The sequence below is a fragment of the Micromonospora sp. WMMD712 genome (assembly GCF_029581295.1).
GTDB lineage: Bacteria > Actinomycetota > Actinomycetes > Mycobacteriales > Micromonosporaceae > Micromonospora > Micromonospora carbonacea.
This window is the reverse complement of record NZ_CP120743.1, coordinates 4,751,061-4,767,259: the sequence shown is the minus strand read 5'-3', so window position 1 is coordinate 4,767,259 and position 16,199 is coordinate 4,751,061. Positions and strand designations below refer to the sequence as shown.

Annotated in this window: 13 protein-coding genes; 8 read left to right on the top strand and 5 right to left on the bottom strand. The window is 75.1% G+C overall.

Going from position 1 to position 16,199, the window contains the following annotated elements; translation table 11 throughout:
- Positions 1-211: 211 nt before the first annotated feature.
- Together O7633_RS20745 and O7633_RS20740 are read left to right on the top strand one after the other, a co-directional pair.
- Positions 212-2,455 carry a M4 family metallopeptidase gene (locus O7633_RS20745; RefSeq protein ID WP_282323589.1) on the top strand — a complete coding sequence of 748 codons (2,244 nt, stop codon included), beginning with the start codon at positions 212-214 and terminating at the stop codon, positions 2,453-2,455.
- A 152-nt stretch (positions 2,456-2,607) separates the two neighbouring features.
- Positions 2,608-3,072, top strand: coding sequence for a hypothetical protein (locus tag O7633_RS20740; protein ID WP_282323588.1), 465 nt, complete (start codon positions 2,608-2,610; stop codon positions 3,070-3,072).
- Here the strand turns inward: O7633_RS20740 and O7633_RS20735 are convergent.
- Both O7633_RS20735 and O7633_RS20730 read right to left on the bottom strand, forming a co-directional pair.
- The gene (locus O7633_RS20735; RefSeq protein ID WP_282323587.1) at positions 3,062-4,450 is read right to left on the bottom strand and encodes an MFS transporter; all 1,389 of its coding nucleotides are present in this window, start codon (positions 4,448-4,450) and stop codon (positions 3,062-3,064) included. The two genes, O7633_RS20740 and O7633_RS20735, sit on opposite strands and share 11 nt — an antisense overlap.
- A gap of 53 nt (positions 4,451-4,503) precedes the next feature.
- A complete protein-coding gene (locus tag O7633_RS20730; RefSeq protein WP_282328606.1) occupies positions 4,504-5,085 on the bottom strand; it encodes a winged helix-turn-helix domain-containing protein in 582 nt (193 codons plus the stop codon).
- 121 nt (positions 5,086-5,206) lie between these two features.
- Between O7633_RS20730 and O7633_RS20725 the strand changes: the two genes are divergently transcribed.
- The 6 genes from O7633_RS20725 to O7633_RS20700 all read left to right on the top strand — a co-directional run bounded on the left by O7633_RS20725 (position 5,207) and on the right by O7633_RS20700 (position 13,030).
- Positions 5,207-6,505, top strand: a complete 1,299-nt coding sequence (locus O7633_RS20725) for an amidase (RefSeq protein WP_282323586.1) — start codon at positions 5,207-5,209, stop codon at positions 6,503-6,505.
- Positions 6,506-6,730: 225 nt separating this feature from the next.
- On the top strand, positions 6,731-8,740 hold the full coding sequence (locus tag O7633_RS20720; protein WP_282323585.1) for an AAA family ATPase: 2,010 nt from the start codon (positions 6,731-6,733) through the stop codon (positions 8,738-8,740).
- A 124-nt stretch (positions 8,741-8,864) separates the two neighbouring features.
- Positions 8,865-10,199, top strand: coding sequence for a serine hydrolase domain-containing protein (locus tag O7633_RS20715; protein WP_282323584.1), 1,335 nt, complete (start codon positions 8,865-8,867; stop codon positions 10,197-10,199).
- 121 nt (positions 10,200-10,320) lie between these two features.
- The gene (locus O7633_RS20710) at positions 10,321-11,265 is read left to right on the top strand and encodes an ABC transporter ATP-binding protein (RefSeq protein ID WP_282323583.1); all 945 of its coding nucleotides are present in this window, start codon (positions 10,321-10,323) and stop codon (positions 11,263-11,265) included.
- A gap of 13 nt (positions 11,266-11,278) precedes the next feature.
- Complete coding sequence (locus tag O7633_RS20705) at positions 11,279-12,016, top strand: ABC transporter permease (RefSeq protein ID WP_278130951.1); 738 nt, start codon at positions 11,279-11,281, stop codon at positions 12,014-12,016.
- Positions 12,017-12,226: 210 nt separating this feature from the next.
- Complete coding sequence (locus tag O7633_RS20700; protein WP_282323582.1) at positions 12,227-13,030, top strand: VOC family protein; 804 nt, start codon at positions 12,227-12,229, stop codon at positions 13,028-13,030.
- A 141-nt stretch (positions 13,031-13,171) separates the two neighbouring features.
- Here O7633_RS20700 and O7633_RS20695 read toward each other — a convergent pair whose 3' ends face one another.
- The 3 genes from O7633_RS20695 to O7633_RS20685 all read right to left on the bottom strand — a co-directional run bounded on the left by O7633_RS20695 (position 13,172) and on the right by O7633_RS20685 (position 16,068).
- Positions 13,172-13,930, bottom strand: coding sequence for an ABC transporter ATP-binding protein (locus tag O7633_RS20695; protein ID WP_074475463.1), 759 nt, complete (start codon positions 13,928-13,930; stop codon positions 13,172-13,174).
- Between the two features lie 74 nt (positions 13,931-14,004).
- On the bottom strand, positions 14,005-15,087 hold the full coding sequence (locus tag O7633_RS20690; RefSeq protein ID WP_178062955.1) for an iron ABC transporter permease: 1,083 nt from the start codon (positions 15,085-15,087) through the stop codon (positions 14,005-14,007).
- A gap of 42 nt (positions 15,088-15,129) precedes the next feature.
- Positions 15,130-16,068, bottom strand: a complete 939-nt coding sequence (locus tag O7633_RS20685) for an ABC transporter substrate-binding protein (protein ID WP_282323581.1) — start codon at positions 16,066-16,068, stop codon at positions 15,130-15,132.
- Positions 16,069-16,199 lie beyond the last annotated feature (131 nt).

Here is a 16,199-nt window from a genome sequence, read left to right as displayed (position 1 = left end):
GCTCAGCGGGTGGGCCACGGAGTGGCCAATCCCGCACGGCGTCGCGCCCGGCGCGCCTCCCGTCGACCATGGCGGCCCGCCGGTCATACCACCGCCGGGATGGACAAGTCGGTATGTTTATCCATCGATGACCGTATTCCCAGTCCGTCCCCGGCGGACGAGGATCTCGCTATCGACAGATGCGAGTGCATCTCGTATTGGGGAGGTCATCTTGAGATCAGCCCTGGCGCTGGCCGGCGTCACCATGCTGGTCGGCAGCGGCCTCGTGGTCACCACCACGAGCGCGTCCGCCGCCCCGCCATCCACCCCGGGACCGGCGCTGGTCGCCGCCGCCGACACCGCCCTGAAGGAGCACTCCCGAGCCGTCAGGTCCTCGGCGAAGGACCGCTTCGCGGTGCACAGCAGCAAGCGGGACGCCGAGGGTCGGGGCGTGGTCCGCTACACCCGCACCTACGACGGGCTCCGCGTCTACGGCGGGGACGTCGTCATCCGCACCGAGGCCGACGGCGACTACGCGGGCAGTTCGGTCGGCCTGGCCGCCCCGCTGAGCCTCGCCACCACCCCGAAGGTCAGCGCCGCGAAGGCCCGCAAGGCCGCGGTCGCCGGGTTCTCCGGCCGGGTCACCGGCACCGGCCCGGCGGAGCTGTTCGTCGACGCCAGCAGCGGAACCGGGCGGCTCGCCTGGGAGACGGTGGTGACCGGCTGGGCCCCGGACGGCCAGACCCCCGCCAGGCTGCACGTGATCAGTGACGCGCTCACCGGCGCCCGGATCGGCTCCTTCGACGAGATCGAGTCCGTCGTCGGCACCGGCAACAGCATCTACGCCGGCCCGGTCTCGATCGACACCACGCTGTCCGGTTCGACGTACAGCATGATCGACCCGACCCGGGGCAACGGGCGCACCTGCGACATGAACAACGGCACCTCGACCTGCACCACCTTCACCGACGCCGACAACGTGTGGGGCACCGGCGCGACCTCGAACCGGCAGTCCGCCGCGGTAGACGCGCACTTCGGCGCGGCCACGACCTTCGACTACTTCACCGAGGTGCACGGCCGCAACGGCATCTTCGGCAACGGCACCGGCGTGCCGAGCCGGGTGCACTACGGCAACGCGTACGTCAACGCCTTCTGGGACGGCGCGCAGATGACCTACGGCGACGGCGCGGGCAACGCCCGGCCGCTGGTCGCCCTCGACGTCGCCGGCCACGAGATGTCCCACGGCGTCACCGAGAACGTGGTCCCCGGCGGCCTGACCTACTCGGGCGAGTCCGGCGGCCTGAACGAGGCCACCAGCGACATCTTCGGCAACATGGTGGAGTTCTACGCCGACACCCCGGTCGACCCGGGCGACTACCAGGTCGGCGAGAAGATCAACATCAACGGCAACGGCACCCCGCTGCGCTACATGTACGACCCGACGCTGGACGGCAAGTCGCACGGCTGCTGGTCGACCGGCACCAACAGCCTCGACGTGCACTACTCCTCGGGCGTGGCCAACCACTTCTTCTTCAACCTGGCCGAGGGCTCCGGCGTCACCCCCTACGGCACCTCGCCGCTGTGCGGGTCGGCCCCGCCGGTGACCGGGATCGGCCGGGAGAAGGCGGAGAAGATCTGGTTCCGGGCGCTCGACGCGTACTTCGTGTCGAACACCCGCTACGTGAACACCGCGCAGCCGACCAACACCGCGCGCCTGCACAGCCTGTCGGCCGCCACCGACCTGTACGGCCTGTGCAGCACCGAGTACAAGGCGGTGATGGCCGCCTGGACGTCGGTGAACGTCACCGGCACCGAGTCGTGCGCGGCCAACGACTTCACCGTCTCGGCCACCCCGGCGGCGCTGACCCTGGACCCGGGCACCTCGGGCACCGCCACGGTCGGCACCACGGTCGTCCGGGGCACCGCCGAGCAGGTCACCTTCTCGACCGGCCCGCTGCCGGCCGGGGTGAGCGTGTCGTTCGCGCCGTCGTCGGTCACCGCCGGCGGGTCGACCACGGTCACGGTCACCGCCGCCGCCACCGCCGGCAGCGGCACGGTGGCGATCACGCTGGTGGGCACCTCCCCCTCGGTCGCCCGGACCACCACGCTGAGCCTCACGGTGAACGGGCTGCCGGGCTGCTCCGGCACGAACGGCACCGACGTCGCGATCGCCGACAACACGACGGTGGAGAGCGCCATCGTGATCAGCGGCTGCGCGGCGACCCCCTCGACCGCGAGCAAGGTCGAGGTGCACATCGTGCACACCTACATCGGTGACCTGGTGGTCAGCCTGATCGCGCCGGACGGCAGCGCGTACGTGCTGCACAACCGCTCCGGCGGCGGCACCGACAACATCGACCAGACGTACACCGTGAACCTCTCCTCGGAGGTGGCGAACGGGAGCTGGCGGCTGCGGGTGCAGGACGCGGCGAGCCTCGACACCGGTTACCTCAACAGTTGGAGCCTGAACCTCTGACCGTGACGACGCGGGAGCGGGCCACCCGGGTTTCCGGGTGGCCCGTTCCGTGGGCCGACGCCGGGGCGCGGCAGGAGCCGGGCGGGCCGGCGGCCGTGGTCACCGCCGGCACCGGCCGCCGGGCGTCGGCCGCCGGCCACTACCCTGACGCGATGCGATACCAAGAGGTCGAGAAGGCCATCCAGCAGCTGATCGACGCCGCCGGCGAGGACGAACTGCACGCCTTCGGCTTGGCGACCATCACCCGCCTGACCACCGCCGACCTGGTGGACGAGGCCGACGAGGAGGACCTCGACGAGGACGCCCAGGCGGCGCTGGCCACCGCCCTGGAGACCGTCACCACCGCCGGCGCGGCCGAACTGCGTGCCCTCCTGGACCGCATCGACGAGGGCACCCTCGCCGACGGCGACATGGACCCCGGCCTGCTGATCGTCCTCACCGCGCTCGAACACTGGACCACCTACCTGGAGGAGCACCGGCGCGGCGAACTGTACGAGCTCGCCATCCGCTCCCTGGAGGAGGTCGACTACCGGGTCTCGGCCGAGCTCGACGACTTCCTGGCCGATCCGGAGATGGCCGCCGAGTACGCGCGGATCCGGCAGTCGCTCACGGCGTAGAGCCCGCCGCGCGGGCCGCCCCGCGCCGCTGCCCCGGGCCGCCGCCAGTCGCGGCGGCACCCGGGACGACCGCACGTTCGGCGACCTGTCCGGTGGCGCGATCGGTGGCCCGGTCGGCGCGGGCCGCGCGGAGGACCGGGACGGCGAAGGCGGCCACCGCGAGCAACCCCACGGTGCCGCACGCCGCCACCAGCGGCCGGGGGTCGGCCAGGTCGAGCAGCAGGCCGCCGACCGCGAGACCGACCATGCCCGCGCCCTGCACGGCCGCGCCGAGCACGGCGTACGCCCGGCCGCGCGCCGCCTCGGGCACCCGGCGGGCCAGCAGCACGTTGCTGACGACGTTGTTGCCGCCGTTGAGCAGCCCGCCGAGCAGCCAGATCGGCACCAGCAACCAGGCGGACGGCACGGCGGCGGAGACCAGCACCGCGAGGCAGCACCCGCCGAGCAGGAGCAGCCCCACGCCGAGCAGCCGACCGTCGTCGGTGAGCCGGCGGGTCAGCGGGGCGAGCGCCCACGCCCCGGCCACGATGCCCAGCGGCCAGGCCCCGGTGACGAGCCCGTAGACGGTGGTGGAGCTGCCCAGCGTCTCGCGGATGAAGAACACCTCGATCACGTTGATCGCCCCGACCGCGCCGACCACCCCGGCGAGCGAGGCCACCATGGCGAACAGCAGCCGGTCGGGGCGCAGCCGCCAGCCCCGGGTCGGCCCGTCGGGAGCCGGGGTCGGGTGGGCGTCGGCGGCCGGGCGCGGCTTGACGGTCGGCCGGGACTTGACGGCCGGGCGGGGCTTGGTGGCCGGGCGGGCGCCGCCGCGGCGGGTGCGGATCAGCAGGCCGGCGGCCACCAGGGCGAGGTAGCTGACGGCGTCCAGCAGCAGCGGCACGCGGGTGCCGAACTGCCCCACCAGCAGCCCGGCCAGCGCCGGGCCGGCCAGCGCGCCGAGGGTGCCGGCCGTCTGGTTCAGCGCGCTGGCCCGGGGCAGGTCCCCGGGCGTGACCATCGCCGGGACGAGGGCGGCGAGCACCGGCTGGGTGACCGCGAGCCCGGCGGCCAGCAGCGCCACCAGGCCGATCACCAGGGCCGGGTGTCCGGCGTACGCGAGGGCGAGGCAGATCGCCGCCTGGACCACGCCGGCCGCGACGAGCAGGGTGCGGGAGTCCACCCGGTCGGCGAGCCGGCCGGTCAGCGGGGCGAGGGCGACGAGCGGCAGGCTGGCGGCGATCAGCAGCCCCGCCACGGCCGGGCCGCCGGCCCCGGCGGACTGGAGGGCGAGGGTGAGCGTGCTCGCGGCCAGGAAGTCGCCGCAGCTGGAGATGCCCCGGGCGGCGGTGGCGAGCCAGACGTCGGGCCAGCGCGACCGACCAGATGCGAAGGACATACTTCGAAAATAATCCTTCACACCTGGTGTGGGCAATCCCCGTCGCCGCCCGTTCAGTCCACGGGCACCGACCGGTACTGGATGGCCACGGAACGCGCCCCGGCCGGCGGATCGGTCCGCACCCGACGCCGGTAGGGCGCAATCAGGTCCTGGACCGCCTCGTTGAGCGCCGACAGCTCCTCGGCGGTGAGCAACAGCACGGTGTCGCTGAACGACCCGGCGCGATACCACTCCGGCGGCTCATCGGCCATCCGGCGGAACCACTCCCGGGTGCGCTGCGCGTCCCGGGCGAGGTGCGCCTCCACGAGAGCCAGCTCGGCGGCCCGCGCCTCGGAACCGGCCGCCTGCCCCGCCTCCACGTTGTACGACGGGCTGAACGCCCGCCACACCCGCTCCCGGGCGTCCCCCCGGCTCGGGGCCTGCTCGATCAGGCCGAACTTCGCCAGCTCGCGCAGGTGGTAGCTGGTCGCGCTCGGCGACAGGCCGGCGATCTCCGCGCACTCGGTGGCGGTGGCCCCCGACTCGATCGAGGCGAGATGTTCCATGATCGCGAGCCGCGCCGGGTGGGCCAGGGCGCGCATCACCTGCGGATCGCTGATCGTCACCCGCTGCCGGCCCGGCGGCGCCTCGCTCATGCCCCCATGATCCCGCCCGCCACCCGCGCCCGCCATCGGCCCCGCCGCTACGCTCGACGGCGGCACCTCGACGGCGGCGCGGAGCGCGACCGCCGGCACGGCGACGAGCGAGGCCCCCACGATGGACACCGCACCACCCGGCGCCCCCGGCAGCCCGGCCTCCTCCGCCGATCCCGGCACACCGGACGGCCCGGCCCACTCCGCCGATCCCGCCGCGCCCCGGAGCGCCGTCGAGATCGCCGAGCTGGTCAACGCCGGCCGGCTCCGCCCGGTCGACGTCGTCGAGGCGGCCCTGGCCCGCATCGGCTCCGCCGACGTCACCCTGCGGGCCTTCCGCGAGACCTGGCCGGAGCGGGCCCGGCACGCCGCCCGCGAGCTGGAGCACGCCCTCGCCGCCGGCCCGCTGCCGTTGGCCGGCGTGCCGCTGGGCGTCAAGGCCACCGAGGGCGTCGACTCGCTCCAGGCCCGCCGGCTGGTCGCCGCCGGCTGCATCCCGGTCGGAGCAACCGCCGTCCCCCGGGGCACGCCGTGGCAGACGTGGGGCCACACCGACCGGGGCCCCACCGTCAACCCCTGGCGCGCCGACCGTACGCCCGGTGGGTCGTCGGCCGGGTCGGCAGCCGCCGTCGCCGCCGGGCTCGTCCCCCTCGCCACCGGCAACGACGGGGCCGGCTCGGTGCGCATCCCCGCCGCCTGGTGCGGCGTCGTCGGCATCAAGATCACCAACGGGCTGCTGCCCGCCTCCGACGCCGCCGGGCTCAACGCGCCGGGCCCGCTGGCGCGTACGGTCGCCGATGCCGCCGCCTATCTCGACGCCCTTCTCGGTACCCGCCTCGCCGGCCAGGCTCGCGGCGGCCTCCGCGCAGCCGTCGGCCGGCACGACCTCGACCCTGCCGGCGGCGGGCCGCTGCGGGCGGTCTGGTCCACCACGCTCGGCCACGCCGAGGTCGACCCCGCCGTCGCGGGGCCCGCCCGCGCCGCCGCCGACCGGCTCGCCGACGCGGGACACCTCCGGTGGGTCGCGTACGACCTGACGCTCGCCGATCCCGCGCCGGCCTGGCGAGCCCTGCGAGCGCCCGGCGACCGGGACGCCGCCGCGCGCCTGCGGACCGGCAACGACGCGCGCCTGGCCCGGCTCTTCGCCGTCGCCGACCTGCTGCTCACCCCCACCACCCCGGGCCCGGCCCACGGCCACGCCGGGCCGGGAGACCGGATGAGTGTGGCGCTGACCTGGGCGTTCAACCTCAGTGGACACCCCGCCGCCAGCGTCCCGGCCGGTTTCGCCCCCGACGGCACCCCGGTCGGCCTCCAGATCGTCGCCCGCCACCGCCACGAACACCTGCTCGTCCACACGGCCGCCGCCCTGGAGGCGCTCCACCCCTGGCCCTTCCACCCCCACCCCCGCCGCCCAGTCCGGTGATCAAGAGGTTTGCGTCATCGCAGAGATCGACTCTGACGCTTTTCTCTTGATCACCGGACTCGGGGTGGGGTGGGTAAAGCGGCTGAGCGAGTGGGTGGGGCGGAGTAGACTGTTTCCCCCGCCGACGGCCGAGGTGTCCAGCACCGCAGCGGACGTCCCCGCGCCGGCCTTCCTTGCCGGAAACGCGAGCGGCAGTGTTGTCCCCCGCGCCGAGGAGTAGGTCGGATGACCCCGCACGCCCCCATGTCCCTGGACACCGAGCTGGCCGCCGAACGGGCCCACCTGGACGCGTCCCGGGCCGCGCTGGCCCGCATGCGCGAACGGACCGAGGCCCTCTTCGCCACCGGCCACAACGTCGCCGGTGACGCGTACACGGCGGAGACCCTGGGGCGTACCCTGTCCCGCCGCGTCGCCGAGCTGGCCGACCAGCCCGACACCCCGCTGTTCTTCGGGCGGCTCACGTTCGGCGACGAGGAGCACCACGTCGGCCGCCGGCACGTCACCGACGATCTCGGCGAGCCCATGGTGCTCGACTGGCGGGCCCCGATCTCCCGGTCGTTCTACCGGGCCAGCGCCCGCGACCCGCAGGGCGTGACCGTGCGCCGCCGCTTCGGCTTCAGCGCCGGGGCGCTGACCAGCTTCGAGGACGAACACCTGGACCGGGGCGAGGAGCTGGGCACCGCCAGCCGCATCCTCACCGCCGAGATCGAGCGCCCCCGCGTCGGCCCGATGCGCGACATCGTCGCCACCATCCAGCCGGAGCAGGACGAACTGGTCCGCGCCGACCTGGCCGCCTCGATCTGCGTACAGGGCGCGCCGGGCACCGGGAAGACGGCCGTCGGCCTGCACCGGGCGGCGTACCTGCTCTATCTGCACCGGGAGCGGCTGCGCCGGTCCGGGGTGCTGATCGTGGGGCCGAACCGGGCGTTCCTGTCCTACATCGCGGCGGTGCTGCCGGCGCTCGGCGAGGTCGAGGTCGAGCAGGCGACCGTGGAGGACCTGATCACCCGGGTGCCGGTGCGGGCGGTGGAGGACCCGACCCAGGCGGCGCTCAAGCACGACGCGCGGATGGCCGAGGTGCTGCGGCGGGCCGTCGAGGCCCGGATCGCCGCCCCCACCGAGCCGATCATGGTCTCCGACGGCTCGTTCCGCTGGCGGATCGGCCTCGACCCGCTGCACCGCGTCGTCGAGGAGACCCGCCGGGAGGGGCTGCCGTACGCCACCGGCCGGGAACGGGTCCGGGCCCGCGTGGTCGGCCTGCTGCAACGCCAGGCCGAGGCCCGCCGGGCCGAGTCGCCCGGCGACGCCTGGCTGCGCCGGATGGGCAGGTGCCGTCCCGTCGCCGACTTCCTGGACGCGGTCTGGCCGGCGCTCACCCCGGAAGGGCTGGTGCACGAGCTGCTCGCCGATCCGGCGGCGCTCGCCGCGGCCGCCGACGGCGTCCTCACCGGGGCCGAGCAGGCGCTGCTGACCTGGGCGAAGCCGCCGCGCACCCCGAAGGCGACGAAGTGGACGGCCGCCGACGCGGTGCTCGTCGACGAGGCCGCCGGGCTGCTGGAGCGCCCCGCCGGCTTCGGGCACGTGGTGGTCGACGAGGCGCAGGACCTCTCCCCCATGCAGTGCCGGGCCATCGCCCGGCGCAGCGAGCACGGATCGATCACGTTGCTCGGCGACCTGGCGCAGGGCACCGCCCCGTGGGCCGCCCGCGACTGGCGGGAGTCCCTGGCCCACCTGGGCAAGCCGGACGCGACGGTGGTGCCGCTGAGCGTCGGCTTCCGGGTGCCCGCCGCCGTGGTGGCGTTCGCCAACCGGCTGCTGCCGGCGCTCGCGGTGGACGTACCCCCGGCGGAGTCGCTGCGCCGCGACGGCGAGCTGGACGTGCGTACGGTGGATGACCTGGTGGCGGCGACGGTGGACGAGGTGCGGGCGGCGCTGGCCCACGACGGCTCGGTCGGGGTGATCGCCGCCGACGACGCGGTCGGCGGGCTGCGGGCGGCGCTGGCCGCCGCCGGGATCGACACCGCGACCGCCGACGACGTGGCGGCCTCGACGCGGGTCACGGTGGTCCCGGCGACGCTGGTCAAGGGCCTGGAGTACGACCACGTGGTGACCGTGGAGCCGGCGGCGATCGTGGCGGCCGAGCCGCGCGGGCTGCACCGGCTGTACGTGGTGCTGACCCGGGCGGTCTCCCGCCTGACGGTGCTGCACACCGCCCCGCTCCCCGCCCCGCTGTAAGGAAGGGCCCCCTGTTAACGCATACGGTCGAGAAGGGTCCCCTTCTTGCCGCCGAAACACCATCGGCGAGGCGGGTTGTGGCGATCGGTGATGATGGGTGCACCTCGTCCGCTCGGGAGGCACCATGCACCTGTCACGCCGCGATCTCCTGCTCGCCGGGGCCGGCACCGCGCTGGCGGCCACGCCCCTGCTGGCCGCCGCCCCGGCGACGGCCGCACCCGCCGGGGCCGCCACGCCCGCCGGGCCGGCCGCACCCGACGGATCGGGCGTGGCCACCGGGTCGGGAGCGGCGGCGGGGCGGCTGCCGGCGGACGCGCTCGACGCCGGGATCGGCGCGATCACCGACGCCGGAATGGTGGGGGCGTTCGCCGAGGCCCGCGACGGCCGGGACCGGTGGCGCGGCGCGAGCGGCGTCGCCGACCTCGACACCGGCCGGTCGATGCGGCCCGGCTTCCAGCACCGGGTCGGCAGCATCACGAAGACGTTCGTCGCCGCCACGCTGCTGCGCCTGGCCGGCGAGGGCCGGGTGGCGCTGGACGCCCCGCTCGGCCACTATCTCCCGCAGTACGCCGTGCCCGGGGTCACCGTCGCGATGCTGCTCAACCACACCAGCGGCATCGGCGACTACGACACCGTGCTGTTCACCAGCGGCTACGACGTCGAGCGGCTCCGGTTCACCACGTTCACCCCGGACCAGCTCGCCCGGATCGGGCTCGACGAGCCCCGCACCGGGGCGCCGGGGGCGGGGTTCGCCTATTCGAACACCAACTACATCCTCGCCGGCCTGGTCGTCGAGCGGGTGACCGGCCGCAGCGCGGCCGACGAGGTGCACCGGCGGGTCATCCGGCCGCTGGGGCTGCGCCAGACGTACTTCCCGGGGCGGCGCACCCGGATCGCCGGGCCGCACAGCGAGGCGTACCTGCCCTGGTACGACGGCCAGCTCCGCGACTTCAGCGTGACGAACATGTCGTGGGCGTGGACGGCCGGCGCGCTGGTCTCCACGGCGGAGGACCTCAACCGGTTCTTCCGCGCGCTGCTCGGGGGCCGGCTGCTGCGCCCGGCCGAGCTGGCCCGGATGCGGACCACCGTGCCGCTGGACCCGGCGCAGCCGGAGGCCGGCGGGTACGGCCTCGGCCTGCTGTGGCTGGCGCTGCCCGGCGGCCGGTTCTGGGGGCACGACGGGGTGGTCTTCGGGCACGCCACGATCTCGCTGCACGCCCCCGACGGCTCCCGCCAGGTGACGCTCGGCACGAACGTCACGCACTACCAGGTGCCCGGCCAGCCCGACCCGATCGGGGCCGCCACCGGCGCGTTCCTGGTCACCGCCCTGTCCGGCCCGGCCGCCGCCCGGTCCCGGGGCGCGACCGGGGAACTCCCGGCGACCCCGACCCCGACCCCGACCCCGGGCGGCCCGGCGCTGGTCCGGCCCGCTCCGGCGCTGGTCCGGCCGCCCCGCTGAGCCGGGGCCGGTCCGACCGACCGATGCGCCCGCGCTGGTCCGGCCGACCGATGCGCCCGCGCTGGTCCGGCCGACCGATGCGCCGGCGCTGGTCCGACCGACCCGCTGAGAAGGAGCGTTCATGATCCTCGCCCGCGCCGACCAGGCCACCCGCCGGTACGGCGACGTGCTCGCCCTCGACCGGGTCGACCTCGACGTGCGCGCGGGTGAGCTGGTCGGCCTGCTCGGGCCGAACGGTGCCGGCAAGAGCACACTGCTCAACCTGCTCGTCGGGCTGCGCCGGCCCACCGCCGGCCGGGTCGAGCTGTTCGGCGGCGACCCCCACGACCCCGCCCACCGCCTGGCGGTCGGCGTCACCCCGCAGGAGACCGGCCTGCCGGCCACCCTCCGGGTCGGCGAGGTGGTCGACTTCGTCGCCGCGCACTACCCGGACCCGGTCCCCCGGGGCGAGTTGCTCGACCGGTTCGGCCTCGCCGACCAGGTACGCCGGCAGACCGGCGGGCTCTCCGGCGGCCAGCGCCGGCGGCTGGCCGTGGCGCTCGCCTTCGTCGGGCGGCCCCGGCTGGTGCTCCTCGACGAGCCGACCACCGGACTGGACGTCGAGGCCCGGCACACCCTGTGGGAGGCGATCCGCGGCTTCCACGCCGACGGCGGCACGGTGCTGCTGAGCAGTCACTACCTGGAGGAGGTGGAGGCGCTGGCGCACCGGGTGGTGGTGATCGGGCAGGGGCGGGTGCTGGCCGACGACAGCACGGCGGCGATCCGCTCGGTGGTCGGCGTACGCCGGGTCAGCCTGGTCGCGGGCGACCTGCCCGACCTGCCGGGCGTGGTCCGGGTCGAGCGGGTCGACGACCGCACCCACCTGCTCACCAGCGACTCCGACCGGCTGGTCCGGGAACTGGTGACCAGCGGGGTGGCCTTCCGCGACCTGGAGGTTCGCCCCACCTCGCTGGAGGAGGCGTTCCTGGCCATCACCTCCCCCGGCGGGCACGGGCCAGCCGTCCCCGGAGGACACGGGCCAGCCACCCCGGGTGGGCGGGGTGCCGCCACCCCGACCGCCGCGTGAGGAGACCGCCCCCGTGAGACTCGCCCTCGTGCACGCCCGCTACCAGCTGTTGCAGACGCTCCGCATCCCGGTGGCGGTCTTCGGCAGCGCCTTCTTCCCGGCCGTGGCGATGCTCTTCTTCGTGGTCCCGTTCGCCGGGGACGATCCGACGGGCGCCACCTACGCCACCGCCGCGATGGTCACGTTCGCGGTGATGAGCGCCAACATCTTCCAGTACGGCGTGGGCGTGGCCGAGGACCGCGACCAGCCCTGGAACCCGTACACCCGGACCCTGCCGGCCGGGGCGGCGCCGGCCTTCGCCGGACGGGTGCTCGCGGGCCTGGCGCTGACCTTCCTCTCCCTGCTCCCGGTGGTGGTGATCGCGGCGCTGTTCACCGACGCCCGGATCAGCCCCGGGGCGTTCGGCCTGGCCGTGGCCGTGGTCGGGCTGATCTCCGTGCCGTTCACGCTGATGGGGCTCGCCATCGGGTACGCGCTGCCGAGCAAGGCGGCGATCGTGGTCGCGCAGATCGTCTTCTTCCCGCTGGCGTTCGGCGGCGGGCTGCTCTCCGCCCCGGACGCCGCGCCCGCCTTCGTCAGGGCGATCGCGCCGTACCTGCCGACGCGGGGCGCGGTCGAGCTGATGTGGGCGGCGGTCGGCGACTGGCGTCCCGCGCCGGTGTCGGTGCTGATGCTCGGCGTCTGGGTGGTGGCGCTGGCGGCGCTCGCCGGCTGGGCGTACCGGCGCGACGAGGGCCGCCGCTTCCGCTGAGACGGCCCGATCAGGTGTCCGGCGAGCCCGTGGGCGCGGGTCGGGGCCGGCGGCCCCCGGCAAGGGACGGGGCCGGCGGTCGCCGGCAAGGGACCGGGCCCGCCGCCCGGCCGGGGCGTTTCGTCCCGTTCCCGCCCGTTCCATCGGGTGACGGTGCCAGGATGCGGGCAGGGCGTCCCGCCGGGCCGCCACCTGTGGAGGGAGGGCAGCGTGAGCAGCGTCCCGCCGCCGGGCACGCCGTGCTGGGCCGACCTGGCCACCCCGGGCCTGGCGGACGCCCGGCGCTTCTACCCGGAGCTGTTCGGCTGGACCACCCGGATCGCCCCGCAGCCGGAGGCCGCCGGCTACACCACCTTCCTGCTCGGCGGGCGCGCGGTGGCCGGGGCCGGACCGCCGGCCGCGCCCGACCAGGTGCCGATCTGGTCGACGTACGTGGCGACCGACCACGCGGACCTCGTCACGACCCGGGTCGAGGCGGCCGGGGGGCAGGTGCTGGTCAGTCCGTTCGACGTGTTCGACCAGGGGCGGATGGCGGTCTTCGCCGACCCGGCCGGCGCGGTGTTCAGCGTCTGGCAGCCGATGGCCCACCCCGGGGCGGAGCTGTTCGACACCCCCGGGGCGATGAGCTGGAACGAGCTGGTCACGCCCGACCCGGAAGGCGCGAAGGTCTTCTACGAGCTGGTCTTCGGCTGGCGTCCGGAGGAGCAGCCGGCGGGCCCGGTCCCGCCGGAGACGGGCGGGACCACCCGTCCCTCCTACACCGGCTGGCGGTGCGGCGAACGGATCGTCGGCGGGATGATGCCGCCGCTGGCCGACGACTTCCCGGCCGACCTGCCGGCGTACTGGACGGTGTACTTCGCCGTGGCCGACGCCGACGACGCCGCCGCCCGCGCGACCGGGCTGGGCGGTTCCGTCCTGGTGCCGCCGCACGACACCCCGCAGGGCCGTCTCGCTGCGCTGCGCGACCCGCAGGGCGCGCTGTTCTCCGTGATCACCCGGCCCGCACGCGGCTGACGGCCGACGGCTCCGCAAGGCGGGCGGCTCCGTTCCGGCGGGCGGCTCCGTTCCGGCGGGCGGCTGCACAAGGCGGGCGGCTTTGATTGCAGGGGCCCCTTCCTATACAGAAAGCGTTAACAGGGGGCCCTTCCTTACGCCTCAGCGGGGGCGGACCGGGACCACCAGGGGGCCGTGCTCGCCGGGCAGGACGCGAACCGAGGCGCGGTAGTGCCTCGCCAGCAGGTCCTCGGTGAGCACGTCGCGCGGCGGGCCGGCGGCGGCGACCCGGCCCGCCGCGAGCAGGACCATCCGGTCGGCGTACTCGCCTGCCAGGGAGAGGTCGTGCATGGTGGCGAGGACGGTGAGACCGTGCGCGCGGCGGAGCTGGTCGACCAGTTCGAGCACCTCCTGCTGGTGGCCGATGTCGAGCGCGCTGGTCGGCTCGTCGAGCAGCAGCAGGGTCGCCCCCTGCGCCAGCGCCCGGGCCAGGAAGACCCGCTGCCGCTCGCCACCGGACAGGGTGGCCAGCTCGCGGCGGCCGAAGCCGTCGAGGTCGAGGCGGGTCAGCACGTCCCGCACGGCGGCGAGGTCGGCGGCGGACTCCCGGCCCAGCGGGGGGACGTACGGGGTGCGGCCGAGCAGCACGTAGTCGAAGACGGTCATGCCGGCCGGGACGACGGGGGACTGCGCGACGGTGGCCACCACCCGGGCCCGGTCGCGGCGGCGCAGCGCCTCGCTCGGCGTACCGAAGATGCGGATCGCGCCCGGCGCGGGCAGCAGGCCGCCGAGGGCGCGCAGCAGGGTCGACTTGCCGGCGCCGTTCGGGCCGATCACGGTGACCCACTCGCCCCGCTCGACGGTCAGGTCGACGCCGGCCAGGATCGGCGTGCCGTCCAGGCTGACCCGCAGGTCCCGCACCTCGACGGCGGGCGGGGCGCCCGGTGGCGGACCGGCGGGCGGGGAGGCCGACGCGCCCCCGGTCGACGCGGCGGTCACGTCAGCACCCGACGGGCGGTGCGCAGCACCAGGACGAAGAACGGGCCGCCGAGCAGCGCGGTGACCACGCCGATGGGCACCTCGGCGGGCGCGGCGGCGGTCCGGGCGACCACGTCGGTCAGCGCGAGGAAGGCCCCGCCGAAGAGCAGGGACAGCGGCAGGATCACCCGGTAGCTGGAGCCGGCGAGCAGCCGCACGGTGTGCGGGACGATGATCCCGACGAAGCCGATCAGCCCGGACGCGGAGACGGCGGCGGCGGTGCCGAGCGAGGCGGCGGCGATCAGCAGGTAGCGGGAGCGCTGCGGGTGCAGGCCGAGGCTGCGGGCCTCGTCGTCGCCGACGGAGAGGACGTCCAGCTCGCGCCGGTGCAGCAGCACGACGACCGTGGTGAGCAGGAAGTACGGCAGGACCAGCCGGACGTCGTGCCAGCCGGCGGTGGCCAGCCGGCCGAGCAGCCACGAGTAGACCTGCTGGATGCTGTCGGAGTTGCGCTGGAGCAGGTAGGTCTGCCCGGCGGAGAGGAACGCGGAGACGGCCACCCCGGCCAGGATCAGGGTGGCCGTGGAGCGCCCCCGCCCGCCGGCGACCCCGAGCAGGTACGTCATGGCGACCGCGCCGAGCGAGCCGACGAACGCGGCGAGGGGAACGGTGAGCGGCAGCCCGGTCGGCGCACCGCCCGCCACGGCTCCGAGGGAGATCACGGCGGTGACGGCGAGGCCGGCGCCGGCCGCCACCCCGAGCAGGTACGGGTCGGCCAGCGGGTTGCGGAACACGCCCTGGTAGCAGCCGCCGGCCAGGGCGAGCAGGCCGCCGACGAGCAGCCCGAGCACGACCCGGGGCAGCCGCAGCTCGGTGACGATGGCGATCTCGCGTTCGCTCAGTCCACTGTCGAGGCGTACCCCGGGCAGCAGGTTGAGCAGTTCGGCGGCGACGCTGCCGGGGGGCAGGCTGACCGGGCCGAGCGACACCCCGGCGACGAGCGCGACCAGCACGGCGGCCACCCCCGCAGCCAGCCAGCCGGGCCGCAGCCCGGCCGGCCGCTGCGCGAAGGAGGGGCCCCTTGTTAACGCTTTCTGCATAGCAGGGGCCCCCTCCTAACGCCCCTCACCGCACGCCGAGGGTCACGCCGGCACCTTGGCGACGGCGTCGACGACGGCCCGGAGCAGGTCGACGACCCGGGGGCCCCAGCGCGAGGCGATGTCGTCGTCGAGCGCGACGACCTGGTTGTTCTTGACGGCGGTGACGCCGGCCCAGCCGCTGCGCGCCTTGACCGTCTCCGGGCTCTGCTTGCAGCACTTGGTGTCGGCCAGGAAGACGAAGTCGGGGTTCGCCTTGACGATGGTCTCCTGGGAGAGCTGCGGGTACCCGCCGTTCTTGCCGTCGGCGTCCGCGGCGTCGGCGATGTTCTCCAGCCCGGCGAGGGCGTAGATCGAGCCGATGAAGGTCCTGCTGGTCGCGCTGTACAGCTCCGGGCCCAGCTCGTGGTAGTAGGTCAGCTTCGCCGACCGCTGCGGCAGGTCCTTGGTGAGCTTGGCGATGTCGTCCTTCATCCGGGTGACGACGTCGGCGGCCTCGTCCGGGTGGCCGGTCAGCGTGCCGAGGTCGGCGAGCTGCCGGTAGGAGTCCTCCAGGGTGGTCGCCGCCGGGGTGACCAGCACCGGGATCTTCAGCGTGGTGAGCTGGTCGACGATCTTGTTGGTGTCGTTGGAGAGCACCACCAGGTCGGGGCTCTTGCCGGCGATCGCCTCGGCGTTGGGCTGGAAGCCGGACAGGTCGGTCTTCGGCGCGTCCGGCGGGTAGTTGGACTGGTCGTCGACGGCGGTGACCTGCTTGCCCGCGCCGATGGCGAAGAGCATCTCGGTGGCGGTCGGCGAGAGCGAGACGATCTTCTCGGGCCGCTTGTCGAGCGTGAGCTTGCCGACGGTGGCCGGGAAGGCGGCGGCGGCCGAGCTGCCACCGGGGGCCGGGGCGTCGTCGGAGCTCTTCTCGGCGCACGCACCGAGCGCGAGCGCGGCCACCGCGAGGGTCGCGGCGAAGAGCCGGGGGGTACGTCGGAACACTGGTCCTCCTGTCGGTCGAGGAGCGTGGTGCTTCGCCGACAGGAGCCCGGTGGGTGCCCGTCCGCGAGGCGCCCTTCCTCGAGAGCGCGTGTCGCGACCGTGCCGCAGGCGACCTGGCTCGCCCCACACAC